At 68.1% G+C, this 26,882-nt stretch carries 24 protein-coding genes; 13 read left to right on the forward strand and 11 right to left on the reverse strand.

Going from position 1 to position 26,882, the window contains the following annotated elements; genetic code table 11:
- Positions 1-20 precede the first annotated feature (20 nt).
- From ALI144C_RS18375 to ALI144C_RS18385, 3 genes are all read right to left on the reverse strand, one after another.
- Positions 21-1,022 (reverse strand): hemolysin family protein, encoded by a 1,002-nt coding sequence (locus tag ALI144C_RS18375; protein ID WP_076988327.1) that lies wholly within the window; start codon positions 1,020-1,022, stop codon positions 21-23.
- Positions 1,019-2,317: a hemolysin family protein gene (locus tag ALI144C_RS18380; protein ID WP_076988328.1), complete on the reverse strand. Its 1,299-nt coding sequence runs from the start codon at positions 2,315-2,317 to the stop codon at positions 1,019-1,021. The genes ALI144C_RS18375 and ALI144C_RS18380 overlap by 4 nt, the downstream gene beginning before the upstream one ends.
- Positions 2,318-2,563: 246 nt before the next feature.
- Entirely contained in the window at positions 2,564-3,145 is a 582-nt protein-coding gene (locus ALI144C_RS18385) for a TetR/AcrR family transcriptional regulator (RefSeq protein ID WP_076988329.1), read from the reverse strand.
- A gap of 79 nt (positions 3,146-3,224) precedes the next feature.
- Here ALI144C_RS18385 and ALI144C_RS18390 point away from each other — a divergent pair, with 79 nt between their 5' ends.
- Complete coding sequence (locus tag ALI144C_RS18390; RefSeq protein ID WP_076988330.1) at positions 3,225-3,800, forward strand: dihydrofolate reductase family protein; 576 nt, start codon at positions 3,225-3,227, stop codon at positions 3,798-3,800.
- Here ALI144C_RS18390 and ALI144C_RS18395 read toward each other — a convergent pair.
- A complete protein-coding gene (locus ALI144C_RS18395) occupies positions 3,766-4,737 on the reverse strand; it encodes a helix-turn-helix transcriptional regulator (RefSeq protein ID WP_076988331.1) in 972 nt (323 codons plus the stop codon). The genes ALI144C_RS18390 and ALI144C_RS18395 overlap by 35 nt on opposite strands.
- Positions 4,738-4,799: 62 nt before the next feature.
- On the opposite strand from ALI144C_RS18395, the gene ALI144C_RS18400 reads away from it, so the two are divergent.
- From ALI144C_RS18400 to ALI144C_RS18415, 4 genes are all read left to right on the forward strand, one after another.
- Entirely contained in the window at positions 4,800-7,025 is a 2,226-nt protein-coding gene (locus ALI144C_RS18400; RefSeq protein WP_076988332.1) for an ATP-binding cassette domain-containing protein, read from the forward strand.
- Between the two features lie 13 nt (positions 7,026-7,038).
- Positions 7,039-7,584, forward strand: a complete 546-nt coding sequence (locus ALI144C_RS18405) for a hypothetical protein (RefSeq protein ID WP_076988333.1) — start codon at positions 7,039-7,041, stop codon at positions 7,582-7,584.
- A 374-nt stretch (positions 7,585-7,958) separates the two neighbouring features.
- Positions 7,959-11,315: a CARDB domain-containing protein gene (locus ALI144C_RS18410; RefSeq protein ID WP_076988334.1), complete on the forward strand. Its 3,357-nt coding sequence runs from the start codon at positions 7,959-7,961 to the stop codon at positions 11,313-11,315.
- 28 nt (positions 11,316-11,343) lie between these two features.
- Positions 11,344-12,519 (forward strand): caspase, EACC1-associated type, encoded by a 1,176-nt coding sequence (locus ALI144C_RS18415; RefSeq protein ID WP_083753149.1) that lies wholly within the window; start codon positions 11,344-11,346, stop codon positions 12,517-12,519.
- Positions 12,520-12,526: 7 nt separating this feature from the next.
- Here the strand turns inward: ALI144C_RS18415 and ALI144C_RS18420 are convergent, their stop codons facing one another.
- Positions 12,527-13,474 carry a helix-turn-helix domain-containing protein gene (locus tag ALI144C_RS18420; RefSeq protein ID WP_076988336.1) on the reverse strand — a complete coding sequence of 316 codons (948 nt, stop codon included), beginning with the start codon at positions 13,472-13,474 and terminating at the stop codon, positions 12,527-12,529.
- Positions 13,475-13,614: 140 nt separating this feature from the next.
- On the opposite strand from ALI144C_RS18420, the gene ALI144C_RS18425 reads away from it, so the two are divergent.
- Positions 13,615-14,772, forward strand: coding sequence for a S8 family peptidase (locus tag ALI144C_RS18425; protein WP_083753150.1), 1,158 nt, complete (start codon positions 13,615-13,617; stop codon positions 14,770-14,772).
- 46 nt (positions 14,773-14,818) lie between these two features.
- On the opposite strand, the gene ALI144C_RS18430 is transcribed toward ALI144C_RS18425, so the two are convergent.
- The gene (locus tag ALI144C_RS18430; protein WP_168211282.1) at positions 14,819-15,712 is read right to left on the reverse strand and encodes a carboxymuconolactone decarboxylase family protein; all 894 of its coding nucleotides are present in this window, start codon (positions 15,710-15,712) and stop codon (positions 14,819-14,821) included.
- 37 nt (positions 15,713-15,749) lie between these two features.
- Here ALI144C_RS18430 and ALI144C_RS18435 point away from each other — a divergent pair, with 37 nt between their 5' ends.
- The 3 genes from ALI144C_RS18435 (at position 15,750) to ALI144C_RS57555 (ending at position 18,177) form a co-directional block, all read left to right on the forward strand.
- Positions 15,750-16,331 carry a TetR/AcrR family transcriptional regulator gene (locus ALI144C_RS18435; protein ID WP_076988338.1) on the forward strand — a complete coding sequence of 194 codons (582 nt, stop codon included), beginning with the start codon at positions 15,750-15,752 and terminating at the stop codon, positions 16,329-16,331.
- Positions 16,332-16,492: 161 nt separating this feature from the next.
- The gene (locus ALI144C_RS57550) at positions 16,493-17,482 is read left to right on the forward strand and encodes an ABC transporter transmembrane domain-containing protein (RefSeq protein WP_237774203.1); all 990 of its coding nucleotides are present in this window, start codon (positions 16,493-16,495) and stop codon (positions 17,480-17,482) included.
- Positions 17,422-18,177 (forward strand): ABC transporter ATP-binding protein, encoded by a 756-nt coding sequence (locus tag ALI144C_RS57555; protein WP_237774204.1) that lies wholly within the window; start codon positions 17,422-17,424, stop codon positions 18,175-18,177. The genes ALI144C_RS57550 and ALI144C_RS57555 overlap by 61 nt, the downstream gene beginning before the upstream one ends.
- Here ALI144C_RS57555 and ALI144C_RS18445 read toward each other — a convergent pair.
- Genes ALI144C_RS18445 through ALI144C_RS18455 form a run of 3 tightly spaced genes read right to left on the reverse strand, consistent with a single transcriptional unit; the run spans position 18,167 to position 20,515 of the window.
- Positions 18,167-19,357 carry a cytochrome P450 family protein gene (locus tag ALI144C_RS18445; protein ID WP_202818985.1) on the reverse strand — a complete coding sequence of 397 codons (1,191 nt, stop codon included), beginning with the start codon at positions 19,355-19,357 and terminating at the stop codon, positions 18,167-18,169. The genes ALI144C_RS57555 and ALI144C_RS18445 overlap by 11 nt on opposite strands.
- 37 nt (positions 19,358-19,394) lie before the next feature.
- Positions 19,395-20,039, reverse strand: a complete 645-nt coding sequence (locus ALI144C_RS18450; RefSeq protein ID WP_076988340.1) for a sulfotransferase family protein — start codon at positions 20,037-20,039, stop codon at positions 19,395-19,397.
- Positions 20,040-20,053: 14 nt separating this feature from the next.
- Positions 20,054-20,515: a DUF998 domain-containing protein gene (locus ALI144C_RS18455; protein WP_076988341.1), complete on the reverse strand. Its 462-nt coding sequence runs from the start codon at positions 20,513-20,515 to the stop codon at positions 20,054-20,056.
- A gap of 75 nt (positions 20,516-20,590) precedes the next feature.
- On the opposite strand from ALI144C_RS18455, the gene ALI144C_RS18460 reads away from it, so the two are divergent.
- The 4 genes from ALI144C_RS18460 to ALI144C_RS18475 all read left to right on the forward strand — a co-directional run bounded on the left by ALI144C_RS18460 (position 20,591) and on the right by ALI144C_RS18475 (position 24,238).
- Positions 20,591-20,917 carry a YciI family protein gene (locus tag ALI144C_RS18460; protein WP_076988342.1) on the forward strand — a complete coding sequence of 109 codons (327 nt, stop codon included), beginning with the start codon at positions 20,591-20,593 and terminating at the stop codon, positions 20,915-20,917.
- A complete protein-coding gene (locus ALI144C_RS18465) occupies positions 20,914-22,842 on the forward strand; it encodes a DUF6596 domain-containing protein (protein ID WP_076988343.1) in 1,929 nt (642 codons plus the stop codon). Before ALI144C_RS18460 ends, ALI144C_RS18465 begins: the two co-directional genes overlap by 4 nt.
- A gap of 108 nt (positions 22,843-22,950) precedes the next feature.
- Positions 22,951-23,571: a histidine phosphatase family protein gene (locus ALI144C_RS18470; RefSeq protein ID WP_143230709.1), complete on the forward strand. Its 621-nt coding sequence runs from the start codon at positions 22,951-22,953 to the stop codon at positions 23,569-23,571.
- A 22-nt stretch (positions 23,572-23,593) separates the two neighbouring features.
- Positions 23,594-24,238 carry an OB-fold nucleic acid binding domain-containing protein gene (locus ALI144C_RS18475; RefSeq protein ID WP_076988345.1) on the forward strand — a complete coding sequence of 215 codons (645 nt, stop codon included), beginning with the start codon at positions 23,594-23,596 and terminating at the stop codon, positions 24,236-24,238.
- 47 nt (positions 24,239-24,285) lie between these two features.
- On the opposite strand, the gene ALI144C_RS18480 is transcribed toward ALI144C_RS18475, so the two are convergent.
- Complete coding sequence (locus tag ALI144C_RS18480; protein ID WP_076988346.1) at positions 24,286-24,567, reverse strand: metal-sensitive transcriptional regulator; 282 nt, start codon at positions 24,565-24,567, stop codon at positions 24,286-24,288.
- A 70-nt stretch (positions 24,568-24,637) separates the two neighbouring features.
- On the reverse strand, positions 24,638-26,878 hold the full coding sequence (locus ALI144C_RS18485; protein ID WP_076988347.1) for a heavy metal translocating P-type ATPase: 2,241 nt from the start codon (positions 26,876-26,878) through the stop codon (positions 24,638-24,640).
- Positions 26,879-26,882: the final 4 nt, after the last annotated feature.

Consider the following 26,882-nt stretch of genomic DNA (forward strand, 5'->3'; position numbering starts at 1 on the left):
AAACCCGGTCGGGTGTGTTCTCATGCCACCGGAAGCAGCTGGTTGAGCACGTCGTCCAGCGTGACGATGCCCTCGATCCCGTCGTCCGCCTTGACCACCGCCAAGTGGTTGCGGGTCTCCCGCATCGTGCTGAGCGCCGCGTAGATCGGCGTCCGCGCGTCCAGCGTGAGCACAGGCCGCATCAACGCCTGAGCCGTCGTCGCGGCGGGCCGCAGCAGGGCGTCACGCACGTGCACGACACCGACCGGGTGTCCCTCGGACTGGACCACCAGCCTGAGATGCCCGCTGGCCCGCGCCGCTGCCCTGATCTGCGCGCAGGTCACGTCCGGCGCGACGGACGTCGGGTCGGGACGCACGATGTCCCGCAACGGCCGTGAGTTCAGCTCCAGCGCGGTGGCCAGCTGCTCGTGCCGCGAGTCGTCCAGCGCCCCCGCCTTCGCGGAGTGGTCGAGCAGTTGGCGCAGGTCGTCCGGGCCGCGGCCCGCGCTGACCTCGTCGACGGGCTCGACGCCGAACCGGCGCAGGAACCAGTTCGCCATGCTGTTGAGCCCCAGCAGGAGCGGGCGCGTCAGCCACATGAAGACCCGCATCGGCAACGCGAGAACGGTCGCCGACAGCTCAGGATGCGCGATGGCCCACGATTTCGGCGCCATCTCCCCGACGACGAGGTGCACGAACGTGACGACGACCAGAGCCAGGACGAAGGAGATCACGTCCGCGGTGACCTCGGACAGTCCCAAGCCGATCACCATCGGCGCCATCATGTTGTGCACAGCCGGTTTCGACACCGCGCCGAGCACGAGCGTGCACAGCGTGATGCCCAGCTGGGACCCGGCCAGTACCAGCGACAGCTCACGTGAACTGCGCAACGCCGCACGAGCCGACAAACTCGACCCGGCCGATTCCTCGAGCCGATACTGCCTGGCCGCCACCAGGGCGAACTCCACGGCTACGAAGAAGGCGCTCAACGCGACGGCACCGACTGAGATCAGCAACGCCAACCACGTGCTCAGGCCGCTCATGACATCACCTTCAGCAGCACGGTTTCCGGCACGTGCCTGGCCACGGTCCTGACCGTCACGGTCATGTGCCGGTCGTCGGTGAGGTCCACAGTGGCCATGTCGCCGGGTTTCGGCAGGCGTTGGAGCACGGTGATCACCAGGCCCGCGATCGTCTCGTATTCGCCGTCGGGCAGGTCGTGGCCGATCAGGCGGGCCACCTCGTCGATGTGGGCCGTGCCGGACAGCAGCCAACCGTCGTCCGACGGTCGGGCGACGCCGTCGTCAGCGGGGTCGTGTTCGTCGGTGATCTCGCCGACGAGTTCCTCGGCGATGTCCTCCGTCGTGATCACCCCGGCCAAGCCGCCGTACTCGTCGACGACACACGCGAACTGCTCACCGGCCGACCGCAGTTGCGCCAGGACAGTCGGCAGCGGCAAGGAGGCGGGCACCATGACGGCCGGCCGTGCGGCGTCGCGGACGGCGATGTCCAGCCGGTCGTCGAGGTCGAGCACGTCACGCAGGCAGATCACGCCGATCACGTCGTCCACGTCGGAGCCGAGCACCGGTAGCCGGGAGAACCCGGACGCCATCAGCTCCACCGCGCGGCTGACCGGCTCGTTCGCGTTGACCGTGGTGACCAACGGACGCGGAATCATCGCGTGTTCGGCCGTGCGTTCGTGCAGATCGAGAGTGCGCTCCAGCAATGTGGACAGCTCGGCGGGCAGGTCCCCGCTGACGCGGGAGGCCGCCACGATGTGCTCGAGGTCCCGGGGTGTCGCCGCGTGCTCCACGTCGTGCACCGGTTTGATCCGCAGCAGCTTGAGCAGCAGGTTCGACGCGTGGTCGAACAGCCGGATCAGCCAGCCGAAGCCCTTGAGGTACACGTCGGTCGACAACGCGAGCCTGCGGGCGACCGGCTCCGGCCTGGCGATCGCGAGGTTCTTGGGGACGAGCTCGCCGAACACCATCTGCACACCGGTGGAGAACAGCAGCGCGAGCACAGTGCCGACAGCGATCCCCACGCCCTGCGGGATTCCCACGCCACCAAGCAGATCACCGAGACCGGCGCCGATCATTGGCTCGGCGACGTAACCGACGAGCAGACCGGTGACGGTGATGCCCAGCTGGGCACCGGAGAGCATGAACGACGTACGGCGGGTGATGCCGAGGGCGCGCGTGGCACCGGCGTCACCCAGGGCGGCGCGTGCCTTGAGCCGGGAACGGTCGACGGCCATGTAGCCGAATTCCTGGGCCACGAAATAGCCGGTCAGCACCGTCAACGCGACAACGACGACAATGCCGAGCAAGACGATCATCGCGCACGCTCCGGGCGTGCGCGGCTGGTACTTCGGGAGGGGTCCATGATCCTCTCTCGATCGGGTACGGGCCTCTCGTTCCGATGAACGTACCTTATGGGCGGTTAGTTCCACCCGGTCCAGGCGGCACTGTGGACGGTGGCGCGCGCCGAAACGCACAGCCGCTTTGTTGGCAACCAATGTGGCCTTCGTTGCGAAGAACGCAACCAATGTGGCATTCGTTGCGTCCCGCGACATGCGCGGGTATCACTCGTCCTGTGGCCGGGTGAGTCGGATGACGGCCTCGGTGACCAGCTTGTGCCGTTCCTCGTCGGTCATGATGTCCGGCAACGTGAGCTGCTCGAGCACCAGCCAGCTCAGGGTCAGCTGCAGGAGTCGCACGGAGATGGCGTCGCCGGGCAAGTCGGACGCGAGGTGTCGGTCGACGTTCTCGTCCATGTCCGCGCGTACCCGTTTGGTGAGTACCTCGCGCAACTCCGGTCGGCGCGTTGCTTCGAGGCGCAGTTCCAGCAGTGCGAGGTAGCCGGTGCGGAAGCCGGCGACGCGGGTGACTGTCTCGTGCATCAGGGCGACGAGCCCCGCTGTGTCTTCGACGGACGTCATCTGCTGTGTCATCGATGCCTCGTCCGGCAGGAGTCGCTCGTAGACCCGGGCGCCTGCCTGGGTGAGCAGGGTGTCCCGGCTGGCGAAGTAGTTGGACGCCGTGCCGATCGGGACGGCCGCTTCCTTGTCGACCGCGCGCAGGGTGAGACCGCGTGAACCTTCCCTGGCCAGGACCTCTATCGCCGCGTCAAGCAACGCCGCGCGCCGCTCCGGGTTCTGCCGCATGCTCGAACCTCCGTTGACACCACTTCAAGTGAAGTACTATGGTTGAACCACTTCGAACAGAGTACTTCAAGGAGACGATGTGCGAAAGCTCGTGTACTACGTCGGTATCTCGCTGGACGGCTACATCGCCGGACCGAACGGCGAGATCGACTTCTACCCGGTCAGCGAGGAGTTCATGACCTGGATGGGCCGGAACTACCCGGAGACCCTGCCGACCCACGTGCGCAAGCACGTCGGCTTCGACGAACTGCCCAACCAGGCCTTCGACACCCTGGTCATGGGCCTCGGCACGTACCAGCCCGCGCTGGACGTCGGCATCGCCAGTCCGTACGGGCACGTCAAGCAGTACGTCGTGTCGACGTCGTTGGAGAGGATCGACGATCCGGCGGTGACGTTGGTGCGTGATCCGTTGCCGTTGGTTCGTGAACTCAAGCAGCAGGACGGTCTGGACGTCTGGCTGGCAGGCGGCGGCAAGCTGGCGGCTTCGTTGCTGCCGGAGATCGACCAGTTGGTGATCAAGAGCTACCCGGTGATAGCTGGTGCGGGTATCTCCGCGGTGCGTGGTGAGTTCCAGCCGACGCAGTTCGTCCCGACCGAGCGGCTGTCGTTCGACAACGGCGCTACCGTGACGTGGTTCGATCGGAAAGCCTTGTGAGGCGTGTGCCGAACCGGTGGCACATCTCGCGGAACTCGACGGGTTCGTCGATGGTGAAGTCGGCGTCGAGGAACGCCAGGCTTTGCAGCAGCCACTGCCATGTGTCGAGCACCAGGACGGCACGCGTTCTGTTCCCGGCCATGGCGGTGAGCTCCACGTCCTGATATTTGAACGCGTCGGCCACGGCGGTCGCCGGGGCGTCCACGGTCACCACGACTCGCTGCTTCTCCTTGGCCAGGCCCTGACGGAGGTAGTCGATCCCGGTGTCCGCTGGCAGCGGGCGGACCTCGAAGGGCTGACTCAGCCGCCGGAGGTCCGTGACGCGGTCGGTGCGGAAAACCCGCCAGTCGTCCTTCTCGACGTCCCACGCCAACAGGTACCAGCGCAGGTGCAGGTGGATCTGGCGGTGCGGCTCGACCCGCCGCGCGGTCGCGGTCCCGGTCGCGCCCACGTAGTCGAACGTCACGACGTGCCGGTGGTGGATCGCCTCGGCCAGGGTGCTCATCGTGTCGGCGCTGGTGCTCGGCGCGAGCATCGGGGACGTCTCCAGGCTCGCCCGCAGGGCCACCGCGCGGGGCCGCAGGCGTTTGGGCAGGAACTGGTCGACCTTGCCGTACGCGCGGGTCGCCGCGTCGTCCACGCTGCCTTCGCTGGCGCTCCCGGTGGCTGCGAGGGTGGCCAGACCCAGCAGGGTCGCGATGGCCTCGTCGTCGTCGAGCAGCAGGGGAGGCATGGCCCGCCCGGCCGCCAACCGGTAGTAACCCCCTGGTCCAGGCTGGGTTTCCACCGGGTACCCGTACCCGCGCAGCCGGTCGACGTCCCGCCGCAGTGTGCGCGGGGTGACGTCGAGGCGGGTCGCGAGTTCGTCACCGCTGAACGGCTTGCCTGTCTGCAACGCCGCCAGCAACCCGAGGACTCGGCGCATCACATCGGCCATGGGTCCATCGTCGCATCAATCGCGGACAGTTTCCGGCCACATCTGCTCGTACGGTCGAAGTCATGGCTGACATCCGAATCCGGGGCGCCCGGACCAACAACCTGAAGTCGCTCGACGTCGACGTCCCCCGGGGGCAGGTCGTGGTGTTCGTCGGACTGTCGGGCTCGGGCAAGTCGTCGCTGGTGTTCGACACCATCGCGGCCGAGGCCGGGTACCAGCTCACCGAGACCTTCCCGCCGTTCACGCGCAACCGGCTGCCGAAGTGGTCGCGGCCCGACGTCGGCGAGATCGACGGGCTGTCCCCGGTCGTCGTGATCGACCAGCGGCGGCTCGGCGGCAACGCCCGCTCGACGGTCGGCACGATCACCGACGCGTGGACGTACCTGCGGCTGCTGTTCTCCCGCGTGAGCACGCCACACGTCGGCGAGTCGAACCACTTCTCGTTCAACGACCCGGCGGGCATGTGCGAAACGTGCTCGGGGCTGGGCGAGGTCGTGGCCAGTGCCGTCGACCGGTTCGTCGACTTGGACAAGTCGTTGAAGGACGGCGCGATCCTGCTGCCCGGCGCGGGCAACGGCGGTTACTGGTACGCCCAGTACGCCGACATCGGCACGTTCGACGCCGACACGCCGTTGCGTGACTGGACCCAGGCCGAGCGGGACGCGTTGCTGTACGGCGGCGAGTACGCCGCGCGCCTCGGCGAGAGGGCGCCCAAGGACTACGAGGGCATCGTCGAACGGTTCGAACGGATCTACCTGCACACCTCTGACAGCTTGTCCGACCGCAAGAAGGAAGTCATCGCGCGGTTCACCCGGTCCGAGGTGTGCGCGGACTGCCAAGGCGACCGGCTCAACAAAGCCGCCCGGACGGCGACAGTGCTCGGCCACACCATCGGCGAGATGTCCCGCATGGAGATCAGCGAACTGGCCGACCTGGTGGCGGACGTGACCGACGCGCAGGTGGCGCCGGTCGTGGCGGCGTTGACGGACAGGCTGGCCGCGATGGTCACGATCGGGCTCGGCTACCTGCACCTCGGCCGCCCCACCACGACGCTGTCCGGCGGCGAGTCGCAGCGGATCAAGACCGTGAAACACCTGGGCAGCAGCCTGATCGAGATGCTGTACGTGTTCGACGAGCCCACCGTCGGCCTGCACCCGCACGACGTCTCGTCGATGACGACCCTGCTCAACCAGCTGCGGGACAAGGGAAACAGCGTGCTGGTGGTCGAGCACGACCCGGCGGTGATGGCGATCGCCGACCAGATCGTCGAAGTGGGGCCCCGTGCGGGTGAGCAGGGCGGTGAACTCGTGTTCCAGGGCACGTTCGCCGAACTGCGTGAGGCCGACACGCCCACCGCCGCCGCACTGGCCCAGGATCGGTCCATCAAGGACAGTCCGCGCACAGCGCGCGGGACCATCAAGGTCACCAACGCCACCCGCAACAACCTCAAGAACGTCACCGCGGACGTCCCGGCCGGTGTGATGACCGTGCTCACCGGCGTCGCGGGCTCGGGGAAGTCGAGCCTCGCGGCCGAGCTCGTCGCCCAGCACGACGCCGTCGTGATCGACCAGAAACCCGTCAGCACGAACCGCCGCTCCACACCGATCACGTACACCGGCATCGCCACGCCCATCCGGAAGCTGTTCGCGCGCCGCAACAACGTCTCGGTCGGCCTGTTCAGCGCCAACTCCGAGGGCGCGTGCCCCGACTGCGACGGGCTCGGCGTCATCTACACCGACCTGGCGTTCATGGACGGCCAGGAAACGGTGTGCCAGACGTGCCAGGGACGGCGGTTCACGCCGGACGTGTTGCGACACAAGGTCGACGGGCTGTCCATCGCCGACGTCGACGACCTCACTATCGCCGCGGCCATCGAACGGCTGCCGGACGCGGGGATCAGCAAGGCGTTGCGGCACCTGGACGAGGTCGGCCTCGGCTACCTGCGGCTCGGCCAGCCGCTGAGCACGTTGTCAGGTGGCGAGTGCCAGCGCGTCAAGATCGCCAAGGAGTTGCGCGAGGCCGTCAGCCCGACGCTGTACGTGCTCGACGAGCCCACGACAGGGCTGCACCTGAGCGACATCGACACTTTGCTCGGCGTGCTCGACAACCTCGTCGATCGAGGGCACACCGTTGTCGTCATCGAGCACAACCTCGACGTGATCCGGCAGGCGGACTGGCTGATCGACCTGGGACCGGGCCCCGGCAGGCACGGCGGGCAGATCCTGTACCAGGGCCCGGTCGGCGACATCAGCGGCACCGCGACAGCGGAGGCGTTGCGGGGGAAGTGAAAGACTGGCACGCATGAACCCGGTCGTCGCTCAGATCCTGACCATCGCGGGTGTTCTACTCGGCGCGGGTGCGACGTTCGTCGTCACGACACTGACCGAGCGGACGCGTTGGCGACGTGCGCAGACAGCTCGGTGGGATGACAAACGCTTGCAGGCGTACACGGAGTACGCCAACGCGGTGAAGCAGATGGTCCGATCATGCCGCCGGATCGCCGAGACCAAGAACCTGCTGCCCACCGGAACACCCATCGACGTGGACGCGGGGTTCGACGCGATCGCCGAGGCCGAGACCGAACGCGCCCTCAAGTGGGAAACCGTGCTGCTGCTCGGCGACCCGGCGACGGTCGTGGCCGCCCGGGCGTGGCACGAACAGGTCTGGCAGCTCGAACACATCCTCCGTGACGAGGGCCAGGACGAAGCGACGTTCGTGGATGCCTACAAGAAGGCCATGCGCCTGCGTAACGAGTTCTACGCCTGTGCTCGCGCCTACCTGCACGTCACCGGCGGTGCCCTGGCGGACCTCACCTGGAGTTCCCTGGTGCCTCCGGCCAAGAAGTAGTGCCCGGGAACCAGTGAGGTCGTACCCGAGCCGTATGTGCCGAAAGCGCCGCGTTCCTGATCCCGGGAACGTTCGACGTCACCGGGCCCGCTCGGGCCGCGCCCGCGCAGGCAGTCTCGTTGGCGTACCCGGCGGGCTCGCGCCGGAGGCACATCCTCGGCAAGCTCGGCGTCTCCGACCGCGTGCACTCGTCCTCGCCTGGTCGCGGTTGCGCGGGCAGATCTGAACCGTTGACTTAACCCCGGTCGGTCTGAAAACTGTGACCTCGACCCTGCAAAAACTGAACGAACTTCGCGCAAAGATCCAACCTTGCGGCGGGTGTGTCCTCGACACCCGCTGAATCACCCTGCCCGCACAACAGAACAGAGGACACCATGCACCGTAAGCAGCGTCGCTTGCGCCTGCTCAGCGGCATCCTCGCGGCCGGACTGCTGGCCGCGGGCATCGCCGCGACCCCGGCAGCGGCCGCAGGCCCCAACCTGTCGCTCGGCAAGCTGGCCGCGGCGAGCGGGACCCAAGGCGGGTTCCCGGCAGTCGCCGTCAACGACGGAAACACCCAGACCTATTGGGAGAGCACGAACAACACCCTTCCGCAGTGGGTGCGGATCGACCTCGGCGCCAGCGTCAGCGTCAACCAGGTGGTGCTCAGACTCCCCAGCTCGTGGGGCGCCCGCACACAGACCCTCAGTGTGCAGGGCAGTGGCGACGGCACCGGCTTCACCACGCTGTCGCCATCGGCGAGCCGTCTGTTCACGCCGTCCTCGGCCAACGCCGTGACCATCGACTTCGACGCCACGACTGTCCGATACGTACGCGTGCACGTCACGGGCAACACCGGCTGGCCTGCCGCGCAGTTGTCGGAGCTGGAGATCTACGGCACCGACGGCGACCCGCCGCCCGGCGGGGGAGAGGCCAACCTGGCCGCGGGCAAACCGATCGAGGCCAACTCGTCCGTGCACGGCTTCGTCGCGGCCAACGCCAACGACAACAACGTCGGCACGTACTGGGAGTCCGCCGGGTACGACGGCGCGCTGACGGTCAAGCTCGGCTCGAACGCCGACGTCAGCTCGGTGGTCGTCAAGCTGAACCCGGATCCGGTCTGGGGACCGCGCACCCAGACGCTCGAAGTCCTCGGCCGCGAGCAGTCAGCGACCTCGTTCACCTCGCTGAAAGCCTTGGCGCAGTATGCGTTCAACCCGTCGTCCGGCAACACGGCGACCATCCCGGTGACGGGCCGCGTCGCGGATCTGCGGCTGCGGTTCACCGCCAACACCGGCGCACCGGGTGGTCAAGTCGGTGAGCTGCAGGTGCTGGGCACGGCCTCGCCCAACCCGGACCTGACGGTCTCGGCGCTGTCCTGGGCTCCCGCGTCGCCGTCGGAAACCGACGCGATCACGGTTCACGCGACTGTTCGGAACACCGGTCCGGCGGCAGCGGGCGCCACCACGGTCAACGTCAGCATCGCTGGTGTTGTCGCAGGCAGCGCCCCTGTCGGAGGCCTCGCCGCGGGTGCGTCGGCCACGGTCAGTGTTGACGTCGGCAGGCGCCCGATGGGCAGCTACAGCGTCTCGTCGGTCGTCGACCCCACGAACGCAATTGTTGAACAGAACAACGACAACAACAGCCTGACGGCGCCGTCGCAGCTCGTCGTGGCTCAGGCACCAGGCCCTGACCTGCGGATCACCGCGATCACCGCCAGCCCACCCAACCCTGCCGTGGGTGCGCAGGTCACGTTCTCCGTGACGGTCGACAACCGAGGGACGACCGCCACTGGCGCGACCACGGTGACGCGTCTGACGGTCGGCAGCACGACGTTGAACACCAACACGGCGTCGATCGCGGCAGGGGCGACGGTCACCGTGCCTGTCTCGGGTAGTTGGACCGCCACCAACGGCGGCGCCACGATCACCGCGACCGCCGACGCGACCAGCGTCGTCGCCGAGACCAACGAGGCGAACAACTCGTTGTCCAAGTCGATCGTCGTCGGGCGCGGCGCCGCGGTGCCGTACGTTGAATACGAGGCGGAAGCCGCCAACTACCAGGGCGTGTTGTTGCAGACGGACCCGCTGCGGACGTTCGGGCACACCAACTTCGCCACGGAGTCCTCAGGTCGCCAGTCCGTGCGGCTCAACAACACCGGCCAGTTCGTCGAGTTCACGTCGACCAACGCGGCGAACTCGATCGTGGTCCGCAACTCGATCCCGGACGCGCCGGGCGGCGGTGGGATCGACGCGACGATCAGCTTGTACGTCAATGGGGCCTTCACGCAGAAGCTGTCGCTCTCGTCGAAGCACAGCTGGCTGTACGGGACCACCGACGACCCGGAGGGCCTGACGAACTCGCCGCAGTCCGACGCGCGCAGGCTGTTCGACGAGTCGCACGCGCTGCTGTCCACTTCATACCCGCCGGGAACGAAGTTCAAGCTCCAACGGGACTCCGGTGACACGGCGGCGTTCTACGTGATCGACATGATCGACCTGGAGCAGGTCGCGCCGCCCGCGAGCCAGCCCGCCGGGTGCACGTCGATCACCTCGTACGGCGCGATCGCGGGAGACGGCATCGACGACGCGGCCGCGATCCAGCGCGCGGTGACCGACGACCAGAACGGTGTGATCGACTGCGTGTGGATCCCCGCGGGGCAGTGGCGGCAGGAGCAGAAGATCCTGACCGACGACCCGCTCAACCGCGGCCAGTACAACCAGGTCGGCATCAGCAACGTGACGATCAAGGGTGCCGGTATGTGGCACTCGCAGCTGTACTCGCTGATCGAGCCGCAGAACGCGGGCGGGATCAACCACCCGCACGAAGGCAACTTCGGCTTCGACATCGACAGGAACGTGCAGATCTCGGACATCGCGATCTTCGGCTCCGGCCGGATCAGGGGAGGCGGTGGAGCCGAGGGCGGCGTCGGCCTCAACGGCCGCTTCGGCACCGGGACCAAGATCAGCAACGTCTGGATCGAGCACGCCAACGCGGGTGTCTGGGTCGGCAGGGACTTCGACAACATCCCCGAGCTGTGGGGACCGGCCGACGGACTGGAGTTCAGCGGCATGCGGATCCGCGACACCTACGCGGACGGCATCAACTTCACCAACGGAACCCGCAACTCCAAGGTGTTCAACTCCTCGTTCCGCACGACGGGAGACGACTCGCTGGCGGTGTGGGCCAACAGGTACGTCAAGGACCCGGCGGTGGACATCGCACACGACAACAGCTTCGTCAACAACACGATCCAGTTGCCGTGGCGTGCCAACGGCGTGGCCGTCTACGGCGGCTACGCCAACAAGATCGAGAACAACCTGGTGTACGACACGATGAACTACCCGGGCATCATGCTGGCGACAGACCACGATCCGCTGCCGTTCAGCGGCCAGACGCTGATCGCGGGCAACGGTCTGTACCGCACGGGCGGAGCTTTCTGGGGAGAGGCCCAGAAGTTCGGTGCGATCACCCTTTTCGCCCAGAACAGGGATATCACCGGCGTGACGATCCGTGACACGGAAATCGTGGACTCGACCTACGACGGCATCCAGTTCAAGGGCGGCGGCGGAACCATGCCGAACGTGGCCATCACCGGCGTCCGAATCGACAAGTCGAACAACGGAGCCGGAATCCTGGCCCAAGGCAGCGCACGGGGAAGCGCCACGCTGAACTCCGTGACGATCACGAACTCGGCGCAGGGCAACGTGGTGGTGGAACCGGGTTCCAGCTTCACTGTCACAGGCGGTTAACGCGGTTCGAGGTGCCTGTGCGCACGGAATGCGTGCGCACAGGCCACCTCTTTGCGATGCTAGGCTGTCGCGCGTGTCAGGCATCGGTGGTGCACGCGTTCTTCCTGATCCACGCGCCTCCCGCGCCGTCATAATGGGTACGAGTTCGTACGACCACCTGCCGAACCTGCCTGCGGTCGCCGCCAATGTCGACGCGCTGGTCCGTTGTTTTTCCGACAGTGAGCTCTGGGGTGTCGATCAGCGCAACATCAGCGCTGTCAACAACCCCAGAACCCATTCGGACATGCTCGACCCCATCCACACGGCAGCGGAGGACGCTGCCGACACCCTGCTGATCTACTATTCGGGGCACGGCCTGCTCGACCGGCGCACCAATCTCCAACTGGCGTTGTCGGGGTCGATTCCCGGACGATTCCACACGGCCACGCTGTACGACTGGATCCGTGACGCCATCATCGACAGCCCGGCCCGGCGGCGGATCGTCATCCTCGACTGCTGCTACAGCGGGCGCGCGCTCGGAACGATGTCCGGCTCCGAGGTGGCCGATGAAGCCGAGGCAGAGGGAACGTTCTTGCTCGCCGCGTCCGCGGAGAACAAACGGGCCCTCGCGCCGCCCGGCGAGAAATACACCGCGTTCACCGGGGAACTGGTGAAACTCCTGCAGCAGGGCGATCCGCAAGGGCCGCAACTGTGGGATCTCAATTCCCTGTACCGGTTGACCAGAGCGGCGCTGCGGGCGAAATCCCGGCCCCAGCCCCAGAAACGCGACCGCAATACCGCGGGGGAACTCCCACTGGCCCGAAACCGCGCGTGGCTGACCAGCCCGCGCTGGCCCGAGGTGGAGCCCCCGGTCCTCGACTGGACCCCACCGCCCATCGCAGAGCGGACAGCACCTGCGGCCAATGCCCAACGGCCGAGCCCGGCGACTCCGCAGAGACTGTACAAGTACGTCGCCCCGGAAGCCGTGCGTAGCGCAACCTTCGCCAAAGCTCGTCTGGGCAAAAGGGGATACAACGAGGAGGAGGTCGATGAGTTCCTCGAATTCGTGGCGACTGAGCTGAGAAACCCGAAAACCAAGCTCAAGGCTACCGATGTGCACAATGTCGCGTTCGGTAGGCCGCCTACGGGCAAGCGGGGTTACAACGAGAACGAGGTGGACACCTTCCTCGACTTGGTCGAGAAACAGCTGCGCGCCTTCGAATGACCGCCCGTCACGACCATTCCCACTGCACCCCGACGATCCCCGGCCGGACGTCGGAAGCGTAAAGGTGCACCACGCGGTTGCGCTGGCACGGCAGAGGGCGGGTCTCGGTGGGCTCAACGCCCCACTTGCTGCTCTGGAAGGCGTGCATCCGCACGGGGACCGCGTCGGCGTGGAACACGACCCGCATCAGGTAGTTCCGGCATGGCGCGCGGAACGCCTTGTAGTAGTGGTCGCCGGGCTCCGGGCGTGGGAGGTCGCGGGTGAACCGCTGCTCGAACGTCAGGAAGTGCACATCACCCCGGTTGAGCGCGTGGTCGAACAGCAGTTCCGCGACCAGGTACCCGGCGTCGTCGTCCAGCCTCGTACGACCGAGGCGGCAGCCGTCGCCGGGGTACACCTCCGGTTGGTTGCCGTCCTCGGTGCGGTAGAAGATCACGCACCGGTCCAGGCCGTCCACCAATGCCGACAGGGTCAGGCGCACTTCCACCGTGCGCATCAGGCCCGCGCTGTCGAACACCACCCGGTCCTCGATGTTGAGCCAGGACCACCGCTGCCGGTCGAGCAGTTCCGCGTCCGTCAGGATCCGGGTCAGCCTGTCGTGGTCGTCGAAGATCGCGCCGTGCGGCACCGCGCCGGGGACGTGGCCCAGCCAGCGCCCGCGTGGACGGCGCGGCCCGAGGAGTTGGACGAGTGCGTCCGGGGTGAGGCCGAGGATCTCCTCGATGGCGTGTACCGCGTGCACCGATTCGGGTCGCTCCGGGCGGCTGCGCCCGGTCTGCCAGTTGCTCAGGCTCGACGCGCTGACCTGGATGCCTCTGGCGGACAGGTGGTACGCCAGCCTGTCCAGGCTCAGACCGCTGGACCGGACCGCTGTCCTCAGCGCCAGTTCGAACGGGCCCGACCGCAGGATCCCGGCCAGCTCCCGGTCTTCGAGGCGGTTGCGGACACGGGTCATGGCGGTCCATCCTCTCGCTCAGCCACAGTATTGGCCGGTCGTCCACGGAATTGGCCGGTGCGGGTACCGTGCCGTTCTCCGGGGTGAACGACCTCCCTAGGCTCAGTGGCCCCTGCAGTTTGTACCCATTGGAGCCGGAGATGCGTAAGCGACTGTTGGCGGCTGTTTTCGCCGTGGCGACGGGAGTCACCTTGGCACCGGGCGGGTCCGCCGCCGCAACGGATGTCACTGCGGACGACACCGCACGCTACATAGTGGTGCTCAAGGACGGCCATTCCTTGGCGTCGAAGATGCCCACCGGCGTGGTGGTCCGCAAACGTTTCGACGCGATCGGTGGGTTCTCGGCCGACTTGTCCCGCGACGAGGTCGAGCGCCTGCGCCGCGACCCCGCTGTCGCGTTCGTCCAGCAGAACCAGGTGCACCGGATGGAGGCCGCCCCGGCCGAGGCGCACGCCGCCGCGCCTTGGCAGCTGGACCGGATCGACCAGCGGAACCTGCCGCTCGACGGCACGTTCGCCCCGTCCGGCAGCGGTGCGGGCGTCGACGTGTACGTCGTGGACAGTGGAGTGCGCACGACGCACCGCGAGTTCGAGGGCCGAGCCAAAAGCGTGTACAACACAGTCGGCGACGGCAACGGCACCACCGACTGCGCGGGCCACGGCACGTTCGTCGCCAGCCACATCGCGGGCAGGACGTACGGGGTGGCCAAGAAAGCCACCATCAAGGCGGTCCGGGTGCTCAAGTGCGACAATTCCGGCACCACGGAGGACATGGCCGACGGCATGAACTGGACGGCGCTCAACGCCCCGGCCGGGTCGGTGGTGAACGTCAGCCTGCAGAGCTCGGGCGGGCGCACCGACCGCGTGCTCGACGCCGCCGCCAAGAAGATGGTGGACAACGGCATGCTGGTGGTGCTGATCGCGGGCAACTTCGACAAGGGCGACTGCCAGAACTCGCCCAAGGACTCCCGGGCGATCATCATGGGAGCCACGACCAGGACGGACAGCCGCAACACCGGCACCAACGCCTCCAGCTACGGCAGTTGTGTGACCGCGTTCGCCCCAGGCGCGAACGTGGCAGGTGCGGGCAAGTCCAGCGACACCGCTGTGCAGTCAGGCTGGTATGGCACGTCGTTCGCCGCACCGCTGGCGTCCGGAGCGGTGGCCGTCGCCAAGGCAGCCAACCCGCACCTGACCTTGGCGCAGGCCAAGCAGTTGATCGTCAACTCGTCGACGAAGAACGTGCTCAGCAACGTCGGCAGCGGTTCGTCGAACCGGCTGTTGTACGTCGGTAGCTGACTCCGACCGGTTGGGGCCGCACGGCATGCGGCCCCAACCGGTGTTCCTACGCGAGCGTGTGTTCGATCCGCTCGATGGCGGTGATGGCGCCGTACGCGAACAGGTGCAGCAGGCAATGGTCCGTGTACTTGTCCGAGCGCCAGGTTTTGACGTCGGTCTCCGTGATCCGGCCGGGGGCCAGTCCGGCCAGGACAGCCAGCCGTGCACCGGGCTCGTCGACCGGGGTCGTGTCGCCACGGCTGATCGCGTCCTGGACGGTTTGCCGAGCTCGCTCCGAGAGCAGGAATCCGCCCCGCCGGGCCGCGTCACGCAGCGCGGCGTACGCGGGACCGGCAGGACTGTCTCCTGCCCATGTGGGAATGCCTTCTGTGGGAACGGAATCCAGCAGCGCGAGGCTCTCGCCGGGTTCGTGGTCCGCACGGATGGCACGGGCGATGGGGGCTCCGTCGAACGCCGAGCCGTCGCGCATCCCGCCAGGACGCAGGCCGGGGTCCAGCAGGATCGAGACAAGCCGGTTGACGAAGTGCAAGGCGAGTGCTGTTGCGACGTACTCCGGCGTGTCGCCGACGCTGAACGGCGCCGGGCCACCGTGCTGCGCCCAACGCACGAGTTCCTGGTTGCGTTCCACCGCGTCGGCCGGTGCGCCGGCGAGGTGCAGGAACACGGTGTGACCAGCGATGTCGTACTCGCATCCGTTGGTCCTGGACACCGACACGGCAACGATTTCCTTGCGCCACCGGGGAACCGATCCGGACACGAGTGCTTCGCGCAGCAGCGCCCAGCACGGGGCCAGCAGTTCGGGGGCGGGCGACAGCATCATCACCGCGGGGCCGATGGTGCTGAAGTCCCGATCGACCTGGTCGTAGACGGCCGCCACCGGTCCGGTGGCGGTGTTCGGGGAAACCGGCGTGACGTGCCGGAAGACGTTTAACTCTGACACGCTGTCCAACATAACCGCCTGCGTTAAGCTTGACAACGTGTCAGAGGTAATTCGGCGCAGGCGGCGCTCCGACGCCGACCGGAGCGCGGGCTCGATCCTCAAGGCGGCCAAAGAAATCCTTGCGGGCCAACCGAACGCGAGTGTCGAGGAGATCGCCGACGCGGCCGCGGTCAGCAGGCAGACGGTGTACGCGCACTTCAAGTCCCGGGAGGGCCTGGTCAGTGCGGTGGTCGACGCGATCTCCGCCGAGACGGTCGCCGAAATGGCGGCCGTGGACTTGGCGGACGGCTCCGCGTCGGACGCGCTGGCCCGCCTTCTCGCCACCACCTGGGCCGCCACCAGCCGCTATTCGCTGCTGCTGCACTCGGCGGCGCTCGCCGTGCCGGATCCTTCGGCCGACCGGCGCCGGCACGTGCCGGTGGTCGACTACCTGGAGCAGGTGATCACCCGTGGCCAGGCGTCCGGGGAGTTCCACTGCGAGTCGTCGGCATGGTGGCTCGCCACGGCGGTCATCGCGCTCGGCCACGCCGCGGGCGAGGCCGTGGCCGCGGGCCGGTTGCCGGCGCGGGACGGCATGGCGACGCTGGTCGCGTCCGCACTGCGGCTGTGCCAGGCCTGACGCGCCACCGATATTCGGTCGCTGTTTCGTTTCGTTACCGGCAGCATGGGCAGCTCGCTGTTGGAAGGGGAAGGATGACAGCGCGCCGACAAGCGGTTTTCCTGGCAATACGGTACTACTGGTCGGAATTCAGCCGGTTGCGGCGGTTCTCGATTCCCGCGATGCTGCTGCCGGCTCTGGGTAACACATGTCTCTACTACGTCGCGCCCTTGGTGGTGGCGCAGTTGGCCGGTCATCTGGCCGGCGGTGGGACGGATGTCCTGTCCTATGTGGTTGTTTTCGCCGGGTTGCTGGTGTTCGCCGAGTTCGTGTGGCGAATCGGGATCCACTGCCTGAGCCGGGTGGACGGGCTGGGCGGGGAGAACCTCAGTGTGCTCGGGATGAACGCGTTGCTGGCCAAGGACGCGGCTTTCTTCCACGACAACTTCGCCGGTTCGCTGACCAAGCGGGTGCACAGCTTCGCCTGGCGGTTCACCGACATCGCGGACACGATGTCGTTCAACGTCGTCGCCAACTTCGTTCCGCTCGGCTTCGCGTCCGTCGTGTTGTGGAACTACCACCCTGTTCTCGTGCTGGTCCTCATCGGCATGATCACCGTGACCGGGTTCGTCGTCACACCGTTGGTCAAGCGGCGGCAGGCGATTGTGGACAAGCGGGAAGCCGCGATCGCGCGGGTCTCCGGCCACATCGCCGACAGCCTGACGAACATGGAGACCGTCCGGGCGTTCGCCGCCGAGCACAGCGAGGCCGTCGAACACCAGGCCAGGGTCCGGGAGCACCGGCGGCTGGCGATCCGGTCGTGGGACTACGCCAACCTCAGGATCGACGTCGTCGCCGCGCCGCTCTCGGTGCTGACCAACGTCCTTGGCCTGTACCTCGCGGTCAAGCTCGGCAACCTCGGTGTCGAGGGGGTCGTGGTGGCGTTCGCGTACTTCGCCAACGCCACGCGGATCATGTTCGAGTTCAACCAGATCTACCGCAGACTGGAGAGCTCGCTCACCGAGGCGGCGCAGTTCACCGAGCTGCTGCTCGAGCCGCCGACCGTGCTCGACCCGGAAAACCCGGAGAAACTCCGGCCACCGCCGCCGACGTGCGGTTCGACAACGTGGTCTTCGCGCACTCGGGCACGTCGGAGCTGTTCACCGGGTTGACGCTGGCGGTGCCGAGCGGCACCAAGGTCGGGCTGGTCGGCCGGTCCGGCGGGGGCAAGAGCACGCTCACCAAGCTGTTGCTGCGCCTGATGGACATCGACAGCGGCCGCATCACCATCGGCGGCCAGGACATCAGCGCGCTGCGGCAGGCCGACCTGCGCGGCCTGATCGCCTACGTGCCACAGGAACCAGCGATGTTCCACCGGACACTCCGGGAGAACATCGCCTTCGCCCGTCCCGGTGCGTCGGAGGAGGACGTCCTGCGCGCGGCGAAGATCGCGCACGTCACGGAGTTCGCGGCGGATCTGCCGGACGGGTTCGACACGCTCGTCGGTGAGCGCGGCGTGAAACTGTCCGGCGGGCAACGACAGCGCGTCGCACTGGCCAGAGCCGTCCTGCGCGACGCGCCGATCCTGCTGCTCGACGAGGCGACGAGCGCACTGGACTCGGAGAGCGAAATCCTTGTCCAGCAGGCGCTCTGGCAGGTGATGGAAGGCCGGACGGCACTGGTGGTCGCGCACCGGCTGAGCACGGTGGCCAAGATGGACCAGCTGGTCGTGCTCGACCGCGGCCAGATCGTCGAGCAAGGCAGCCACACGGAGTTGCTGGCGCTGAACGGCACCTACGCGCGGCTGTGGCAGCACCAGTCCGGCGGCTTCCTCGACGAGGACGCGGGCGAAGCGGTCAATCGATGAGGACGTCCAGACGCGCCATCCCGTTGAGGAGCAGGCCGGGGTAACGGGCAGGTTCCTCGGCGGGGTCGGCCAGGCGCAACGACGGGAACCGGTCGAGCAGGTCGGTGAACGCGATCCTGGCCTCCAGCCGGGCCAGCGGGGCGCCGAGGCAGTGGTGGATGCCGTGCCCGAACGTCACGTGCGAGTTGTCCGGCCGCGTGATGTCCATTGTGTCCGGTGCGGCGAACCGGTGCGGGTCGCGGTTGGCCGACGCCAGTGCGGCGAGCACGACCGAGCCAGGCGGGATCGTCACGTCACCGATCTCGACGGGCCCGTTGGTCACCGCCGGGATGGACACCATGACCGGGCTGTCGTAGCGAAGCAGTTCCTCGACGGCCGACGCGACCAGTGACGGGTCCGCGCGCAGGGCTGCTAGCTGCTCGGGGTGCTTCAGCAGCGTGTACACGCCGTTGACGATCAGGTTGACGGTCGTCTCGTGGCCCGCGATCAGCAGCAGGTAGATCATGGAGGTGAGCTCGTCGTCGGTGAGCTTGTCGCCGTCGTCGCGGACCGCGATCAGGGCGGACAACAGGTCGTCTGCCGGGGTGGCCCGCTTCACCTCGATCATCGTGCGGATCAGCTCGATCAGCTTGGTGACCGCGGCCAGGTAGACCTCGACGGTCCGCATCGGCCCGGTCATCGCGATCTGCGACAGCTCACGGAATTCGTCACGCCGGATCGACGGCACACCGATCAGCTCGCAGATCACCGTGATCGGCAGCGGGTAGCCGTACCCGGCGAGCAGGTCCACCGGTCCGCCCTGGGTGGCCATCTCGTCGAGCAGGGATGCGCTGAGCTGTTTGATCCGCGGTTCGAGTTCGTCGATCCGGCGGCGGGTGAACGCCGCGGACACCAGCTTGCGCAGCCGCGTGTGGTCCGGCGGGTTGCTCGCCAGCATGTGCGTGTTCGTGGCCCTGATCAGGTCGTCCGAGGTGTGCTCCCTGTGCGGCACCTCGGTGAGGGACTTGACGACGTTCGGGTGGGTCAACAGCTGCCGTGTCTCCGCGTGCCCGGTCACCAGCCACACCGGAACACCGGTGAACAACGTCGTGTGGTGGACCGGACCGGACTCGACCAGTTCGGCGAATTTGGCCTGCCGTGCGCTGGGGGAGGTTTCGAGAAAGGGAGAACCGTCGCTCACCAGACCACACTACGGGCGCGTACGTGCCCGCCGCAGGCTAATTGGCCAGGTCCTCAGCGCTGCCGCTGAGGACCTTTCGGACGTTCTCCCGGAACGACGCCGAGTCGTTCGACTGCGGGAACGGCACGTCCGGGACGTCCACGCCGAGGAACGCGCACAGCGGCTCCCAGCCCGCGCCCGCCTCGTAGACCAGCAGCCGGGACGGCTCCACGCCCGCCCGCACGGCCTCGTTGTGCCGGTTGAACACCGCGATGGTCTCCGCTTCGTCGAGGTCACGGCGGAAACCGCGGCCCGCCATCGCCTCGGAGAACGGCATCAGCAGCGCGGCGAGCTGCTCGTCGATATTCTCACCGCGGATCGGGTTGAGGATCGTCGCGCGGGCGCTGTCGTACCAGGACTGGGGGTCGCGCACGCTGAGCAGCACCTTCGCCGTGGGGTAGAGCTCGGACAGCTCGCGCCACAGCAGACAAGCGGGGAAGTCCAGTGTGGCCCGGTAGCCGCGCAGCAGTTCGGGCAGCACGCTGGGGTCGCCGTTGAGCGCGGCCGTCCACCCCACTGTGGTCCTCGGCTGCTTGAGGACCTCGCTCATGTGGTGGCACGGGCCGAACCCGAGCAGCTCCAGCGCCCGTTTGAGCGAGGCCGTGCCGGTGCGACCGAAACCAGCTCCGATGATCTCGACCATGCGCAACCGCCCTCTCAGACCGCCACAGCGAGATCCTGACGGTACCTGTTGATCACGACAGAGATCCACATCATCGCCGCAATCGCTCCCACGGCCAGCGTCAACGACCCGGCAGGCGCCCCGCTCATCGCCCACAGATCGCCGACGAGCAACGCGCTGCCCGCGGCCCACGACCGCCAGCCGAACCGCTTGCCGAGCAGGTAGCAGGCCGCGATGAGGCAGCCGAACGTGATCTTGCCCGCCGCCATGTGGGCGTAGGGCTGGCTGTCCATCGTGAACACCCCGGCCGCGACCATGCCGATGCCGTTGACGAGGACCAACCGTGGAGCCCAAGTGCGGCCGAGCACCCGGCGCAGTCCGATCGCGCCGAGGATGGACAGCACACCGGCGACGACGAAGTTGGCGATCTGGATCCAGCCGAGCGGCCCGACGGCCAGCGTGCTCAGCGGCGGCGATGTGACAGGGAACGGGTACATTCCCTGTCACATGTCCGGTTCGACGTGCGGGCAGAACCACCACATCGATCCGAACACCGAGACAAGGACCGAGCGATGCGCTACCTGATGATGACCATGCGGGACGACAGCCAGGCCACGCCCGACGAGAAGATGTTCGCCGAGATGGGCAAGTTCGTGGCGGAGCTGTCCGCGGCCGGGATCCTGGTGGCCAGCGGCGGCCTCGACCCGGCCGGGGTGGAGATGACCTACACCGACGGCGAGATCACCGTGACCGACGGCCCGTACGCCGAGGCCAAGGAGACCGTCGGCGGCTTCGCCCTCGTCGACGTGCGTGACCAGGACGAGCTCAACGAGGTCGCCCGCCGCTTCTTCGCCATCACCGGCAACGGCGTCAGCCGGGTGCACCAGGTGTTCGGGTGACCGACGCCCACCGGGCGATCGACGCGGTCTGGAAGCTCGAGGCCGCGAAGATCATCGGCGGGCTGACCCGCATGGTGCACGACGTCGGACTGGCCGAGGAACTGGCACAGGACGCGCTGGTCGCCGCACTGGAGCAGTGGCCACGGTCAGGCGTCCCGGACAATCCGGGCGCCTGGCTGATGGCCATCGCCAAACGCCGCGCCGTCGACCACATCCGGCGCGAGAAGCTGGCCGACAGCAAGCAGGCCGAGCTGGCCAGGGACTACGACGAGAAAGAACAGCCGCAGGACGACGACGTCCTGCGGCTGATGTTCATCACCTGCGATCCCGTCCTGCCCGCCCGCGACCGCGCCGCGCTGACACTGCGGTTGCTCGGTGGCCTGAGCGCGGCGGAGATCGCCAGGGCGCTGCTGACCACCGAGCTCAACGTCACCCAGCGCATCGCCGTGGCCAAGCGGACACTGGCCGCGCGCGAACGGTCTCCGTCCGCCGACATCCCCGCGGTCCTCGAAGTGATCTACCTGATCTTCAACGAGGGCTACTCGGCCACGTCCGGCGACGACCTGATGCGACCGGGGCTGTGCCTGGAAGCGTTGCGGCTGGGGCGGATGCTGGCCACGCTCGCACCGACGGAGGCCGAGGTGCACGGCCTGGTCGCGCTGATGGAGATCCAGGCGTCCCGCCAAGCGGCCCGCACCGGCCCGAACGGCGAGCCGATCCAGTTGCACGAGCAGGACCGCGGTCGCTGGGACCCGGTGCTGATCCGCCGCGGGTTCACCGCGATGCTGCGGGCACGCGACATCGGCGGCACGCCGGGCCCGTACGTCCTGCAAGCCGCGATCGCCATCTGCCACGCCCAGGCCAGGACTTCCGACGACACCGACTGGGCCAGGATCGCGAACCTGTACACGGCGCTGGACCGGCTCCTGCCGACACCGGTCGTGCGGCTCAACCGCGCGGTGGCGGTCGGCAAGGCCCAAGGCCCGCAAGCCGGACTGGCCCTGGTCGACAGTCTCGTGGGCAACTCCGCGTTGCGCGACTACCACCTGCTGCCCAGCGTACGCGGGGACCTGCTCGAACAGGTCGGACGGCACGACGAGGCCCGCCTGGAGTACGAACGGGCCGCGTCGTTGACCAGGAACGCGGCCGAGCGCGCGTTCCTGTTGCGCCGCGCGTCATCCATCGTTCTGGTGACAAGTGGACCGACGCTCGGCGAAGCGGCACGGGAGTTCCTCGAACGCTCCGATTTGGACACTGCCACACTTCGGTCGTACGGCCAGACTGTGCGACGGCTGTGCCGGGCGCTGGGGGAGCAGTTGCCGTTGGCGTCGCTGACCGCGGACCAGGTGGCCAGGGTCTTCGCGGCGGCGTGGCCCGGCGCGGCGGCCAGGACGTGGAACCGGCACCGGTCGGCGATCCGGTCGTTCGCCGCGTGGGCATCGGTGCCGGACCTGGACAGCGGCCTGGACCGGCGTGCCGAACCGCCTGCCCGGCAGGACGCGCTGGACCCGCTGCGGCTGGACCTGGTGTGGAGCCTGGACGCCGCGTTACGTGAACGGACATTGTGGCGCTTGCTGCACGAATCCGGTGCCGCGGTGACAACGGTGTTGTCGTTGAACGTGGAGGACATCGACGTGGAGGACCGTCGCGCCCGTGCCGGGGACACCTGGGTCACCTGGCGGTCGGAAACAGCCAAACTGTTGGTGCGGTTGACGGACGGCCGTGCACGCGGCCCGGTGTTCCTGGCCGACCGGCGTCCTGTCCCCGCGCGGATGCCCGCGCCGCAGGACATCTGCCCGGAAACCGGACGCGGCAGGCTGTCCTACCCGCGCGCCGAGTACTTGTTCAAGCAGGCCACCAGGGCGCTGGACCCGGCGGGCAACGGGTACACGCTCACGCAGCTCAGATCGTCCGAACGGCCGTGAACGCCGCCGGACGCGGTCACCGTCACACCCCACCCGGATGATCTTGGGCAACCGATCCACCGGCGACACGTCCACCAGAACGCAGGCGTCACGATCTGGGAGGACATCATGGGCAGCCGCTACCTCTTTCTGACCAGGCACGGGGAAGCGCTCCCGGACGAGTCGGCGTTGACCGGCGTGGGCAGCAGGCAGGCCGTCCTGCTCGGTCACCGGCTCGAACAGGTGCCGTTCGACGCGATCCACCACGGTCCGCTGGCCAGGACGGAGCAGACGGCGAAGCTGGTGGCCGAGCAGCTCGACGACGTGCCGACGCACGCCGTCGACGCGGCAGGCGACTACCTGCCGTACTTCCCGGACCGCGCGGAACTGCCTGAGGACTCGGCCGACCAGTGGTCCTGCTTTCTCGACCAGTTCACCATCCTGGAACGCCAGCGCGGCGCGAAGCTCCTCAGGGAGGCCACCGCCCGGTTCACCGGTCCGGTCGAGGGCGAGCAGGACCGCTACGAACTGCTCGTCACCCACAACTACCTGGCAGGATGGCTGGTCAACCAGGCGCAGGACGCGCCCGCGTGGCGGTGGCTCGCGCTCAACCACGCCAACGCGGCGCTCAGCGTCATCCGCTACAGCCCCGACCGCGCGACATCCCTGCTCGTGTTCAACGACATGGGGCACCTGCCCGCCGAGTTGCGCTGGACCGGTTTCCCCGGCGAATTCCGCGCACTGGCCTAGCGAACTCCAATAGGGTGGGGCGATGGCCTTGCGTACGCTGTTGTTCGCCACTCTGATGACGTTCACGCTGATCGCGCCGCCCGCCTCGGCAGCGGGGGAGACGTCTGCCATCTCGAAGGCACGATCACAGCCCTTGGGGACGGTCGTGACCGTCAGCGGCACCGTGACGACGCCGTCCGGTGCGTTCGAGTCCAGCTTCTTCGACAAGGGGTTCGGCCTGCAGGACGCGGGCGCGGGCATCTACGTCAGCACCCCGGACGACCTCGGCGCCCAGCCCGGCAGGCGCGCCAGGGTCACCGGCACGCTGAAGGACAGCTCCGGGTTCCTCGTCCTTGTCCCGTCCGATGTCGACCTCGGCGGCACCGGCCCGCAAGTGGACCCGCGGTGGGTGCGGACCGGGAAGGTCAGTGAGCGGACCGAAGGGGTGCTGGTGCGGGTCGCGGGCCGGATCAGCCAGGCACCGATCAGCGACCTGCCGTACGGCTACAAGTTCTGGATCGACGACGGCTCCGGCGAGGTGCAGATCTTCGTCAACACCCAGACCGGGATCGACGTCGGACCGCTCAAGCTCGGCCAGGTCGTCCTGGTGACGGGGTTGAGCGGGCAGTTCGACACGCACTACGAGGTGCTGCCGCGCTCACCGCGTGACATCCACGCTTTCGGCTGACGGCGAGAAGGCGCGGTCACGGGGTGACCGCGCCTTCGTGGCGGGATTCAGGACCGCACGAGGCGGGCGATGGCTTCGCTGGCCTCACGGACCTTCTCGTCGGCGGCCTCGCCGCCCTGTGCGATCGCCTCGGCGACGCAGTGCTTGAGGTGCTCGTCCATCAGGCCGAGCGACACGGCCTGCAGCGCCTTGGTCGCGGCGGAGATCTGAGTCAGCACGTCGATGCAGTACTCGTCGTTCTCGACCATCCGCTGCAGCCCGCGAACCTGGCCCTCGATGCGCCGCAGGCGTTTCAGGAACGCGTCCTTGTCTCCGGTGTATCCCCGCATGTCCCTTTGTCTCCCTCGTCGCCCACTGGCATCCCAGTTTACCCCGTACCGGTACACGGGTGGGCTCTGATCAGCGGAAACCGCGCAACCGCAGGCTGTTGCTGACCACGAACACCGAGCTGAACGCCATCGCCGCGCCCGCGATCATCGGGTTGAGCAGCCCGGCCATCGCCAGCGGCAACGCGGCCACGTTGTAGGCGAACGCCCAGAACAGGTTGCCCTTGATGGTGCCGAGCGTCCGCCTGGCCAGCCGGATCGCGTCCACGGCCGCGAGCAGGTCGCCGCGCACCAGCGTCAGGTCGCTCGCCTCGATCGCCACGTCGGTGCCGGTGCCCATCGCCAGTCCGAGGTCCGCCTGCGCCAGCGCCGCCGCGTCGTTCACGCCGTCGCCGACCATCGCGACCACCCGGCCGTCGGCCTGCAGTCCGCTGACCACGTCGACCTTGTCCTTCGGCAGCACCTCGGCGATCACCTCGTCGATGCCGACCTCGGCGGCGATCGCGTGGGCCACGGCCGAGTTGTCACCGGTGAGCAGCACGGGCTTCAGGCCGAGCGCCCGCAGCTTGCGGACGGCTTCGGCGGACGTCGGTTTGACGGTGTCCGCGACCACGAGCACTGCCCTGGCCGCGCCGTCCCAGCCGACCGCCACCGCGGTCCTGCCGTCCTTCTCCGCGGCCGACTTGGCGTCGGCCAGGTCCGCGGGCAGGTGCTGGCTCCAGTCGGCCAGCAGTGCCGCCCGCCCCGCGATGACCGCCTTGCCGTCGATGATTCCCTGCACGCCAAGGCCTTCGACGTTCTTGAAGTCCTCGACGTCAGGCAGGTCACCGAGTTTGTCGGTGGCGGCGGCCGCGATCGCCCGTGCGATCGGGTGTTCCGAGGCCTTCTCCAGCGCCCCTGTCAGTCGCAGCGCTTCCTCGTCGTCGACGCCGCCGGTCACGTGGATGTCCACAAGGGACATCTGGCCGGTGGTCACCGTGCCGGTCTTGTCCAGTACGACGGTGTCGATCCGGCGCGTCGACTCCAGCACCTCGGGGCCCTTGATCAGGATCCCGAGCTGCGCGCCCCGGCCCGTGCCGACGAGCAGCGCGGTCGGCGTCGCCAGCCCGAGCGCACACGGGCAGGCGATGATCAGCACGGCCACGGCGGCGGTGAACGCGGCGGCGGTCGAACCGCCCGCGCCCAGCCAGAAGCCCAGCGTGCCGACGGCCAACGCGATCACGATCGGCACGAACACGCCGGAGATCCGGTCGGCCAGCCGCTGCACGTCCGCCTTGCGGGTCTGCGCGTCCTCCACCAGCTTGGCCATCTGCGCCAGCTGCGTGTCCGCGCCGATCCGGGTGGCCCGCACGACCAGTCGCCCGCCTGCGTTGACCGTCGCGCCGACGACCTTGTCGCCCACGCCGACCTCGACGGGAACGGACTCGCCGGTCAGCATGCTGGCGTCGACCGCGGAACTGCCGTCCTCGATCACGCCGTCGGTCGCGATCTTCTCTCCCGGCCGGACCACGAACCGGTCTCCGACGGCCAGCGTGTCCACAGGGACACGGACCTCACGGCCGTCCCGCAGCACGGCGACGTCCTTCGCGCCGAGCTCCAGCAACGCCCGCAGCGCGGCACCGGCACGGCGCTTGGACCGTGCCTCGAAGTACCGGCCCGCCAGGATGAAGGTGGTCACGCCCGCGGCGACTTCGAAGTAGATGTTGCCGTCGCCGCTCATCCGCTGGATCGTCAGCTCGAACGGGTGCGTCATGCCCGGCACGCCCGCGCTGCCCCACAGCAACGCGTACAACGACCAGGCGAACGCGGCGAGCGTGCCCATCGAGATGAGCGTGTCCATTGTGGCCGCGCCGTGCCGCAGGTTCTGCCACGCGGCGCGGTGGAACGGCCACGCGGCCCACACCAGCACCGGCCCGGCCAGCGCCAGCGAGATCCACTGCCAGTACGTGAACTGCAGCGCCGGGATCATCGCCAGCGCGATCACCGGGACCGACAGCACGGTCGCGCCGATCAGCCGCTGCCGCAACGACCGCAGCGGGTCGTCCGGCTCAGCGTCGTCGCGCTTCTCCGGCTGCGGAAGCGTGGCGCCGTACCCGGCGGCTTCGACCGTCTGCACGAGCACGGTCGGGTCGACCTCGGTGGGGAAGGTGACCGTGGCCTTCTCGGTGGCGTAGTTGACCGTCGCGGTCACGCCGTCGAGTTTGTTCAGTTTGCGTTCGATGCGGTTGGCGCATGACGCGCATGTCATCCCGCTGATCGCCAGTTCGATCTGCTGACCGGCGAGGAGTTCGGGCGGTGTCGTGGGAACTGCCATGGGA

The sequence above is a fragment of the Actinosynnema sp. ALI-1.44 genome, assembly GCF_001984155.1.
Lineage (GTDB): Bacteria > Actinomycetota > Actinomycetes > Mycobacteriales > Pseudonocardiaceae > Kibdelosporangium.

Bases quoted from the DNA above. Each gene is read 5' to 3' on its own strand.
- ALI144C_RS18375 (WP_076988327.1), bottom strand. From the start codon at position 1,022: ATGAGCGGCCTGAGCACGTGGTTGGCGTTGCTGATCTCAGTCGGTGCC.
- ALI144C_RS18380 (WP_076988328.1), bottom strand. From the start codon at position 2,317: ATGATCGTCTTGCTCGGCATTGTCGTCGTTGTCGCGTTGACGGTGCTG.
- ALI144C_RS18385 (WP_076988329.1), bottom strand. From the start codon at position 3,145: ATGCGGCAGAACCCGGAGCGGCGCGCGGCGTTGCTTGACGCGGCGATA.
- ALI144C_RS18395 (WP_076988331.1), bottom strand. From the start codon at position 4,737: ATGGCCGATGTGATGCGCCGAGTCCTCGGGTTGCTGGCGGCGTTGCAG.
- ALI144C_RS18400 (WP_076988332.1), top strand. From the start codon at position 4,800: ATGGCTGACATCCGAATCCGGGGCGCCCGGACCAACAACCTGAAGTCG.
- ALI144C_RS18405 (WP_076988333.1), top strand. From the start codon at position 7,039: ATGAACCCGGTCGTCGCTCAGATCCTGACCATCGCGGGTGTTCTACTC.
- ALI144C_RS18410 (WP_076988334.1), top strand. From the start codon at position 7,959: ATGCACCGTAAGCAGCGTCGCTTGCGCCTGCTCAGCGGCATCCTCGCG.
- ALI144C_RS18415 (WP_083753149.1), top strand. From the start codon at position 11,344: ATGCGTGCGCACAGGCCACCTCTTTGCGATGCTAGGCTGTCGCGCGTG.
- ALI144C_RS18420 (WP_076988336.1), bottom strand. From the start codon at position 13,474: ATGACCCGTGTCCGCAACCGCCTCGAAGACCGGGAGCTGGCCGGGATC.
- ALI144C_RS18425 (WP_083753150.1), top strand. From the start codon at position 13,615: ATGCGTAAGCGACTGTTGGCGGCTGTTTTCGCCGTGGCGACGGGAGTC.
- ALI144C_RS57550 (WP_237774203.1), top strand. From the start codon at position 16,493: ATGCTGCTGCCGGCTCTGGGTAACACATGTCTCTACTACGTCGCGCCC.
- ALI144C_RS18450 (WP_076988340.1), bottom strand. From the start codon at position 20,039: ATGGTCGAGATCATCGGAGCTGGTTTCGGTCGCACCGGCACGGCCTCG.
- ALI144C_RS18455 (WP_076988341.1), bottom strand. From the start codon at position 20,515: ATGTACCCGTTCCCTGTCACATCGCCGCCGCTGAGCACGCTGGCCGTC.
- ALI144C_RS18460 (WP_076988342.1), top strand. From the start codon at position 20,591: ATGCGCTACCTGATGATGACCATGCGGGACGACAGCCAGGCCACGCCC.
- ALI144C_RS18470 (WP_143230709.1), top strand. From the start codon at position 22,951: ATGGGCAGCCGCTACCTCTTTCTGACCAGGCACGGGGAAGCGCTCCCG.
- ALI144C_RS18475 (WP_076988345.1), top strand. From the start codon at position 23,594: ATGGCCTTGCGTACGCTGTTGTTCGCCACTCTGATGACGTTCACGCTG.
- ALI144C_RS18480 (WP_076988346.1), bottom strand. From the start codon at position 24,567: ATGCGGGGATACACCGGAGACAAGGACGCGTTCCTGAAACGCCTGCGG.
- ALI144C_RS18485 (WP_076988347.1), bottom strand. From the start codon at position 26,878: ATGGCAGTTCCCACGACACCGCCCGAACTCCTCGCCGGTCAGCAGATC.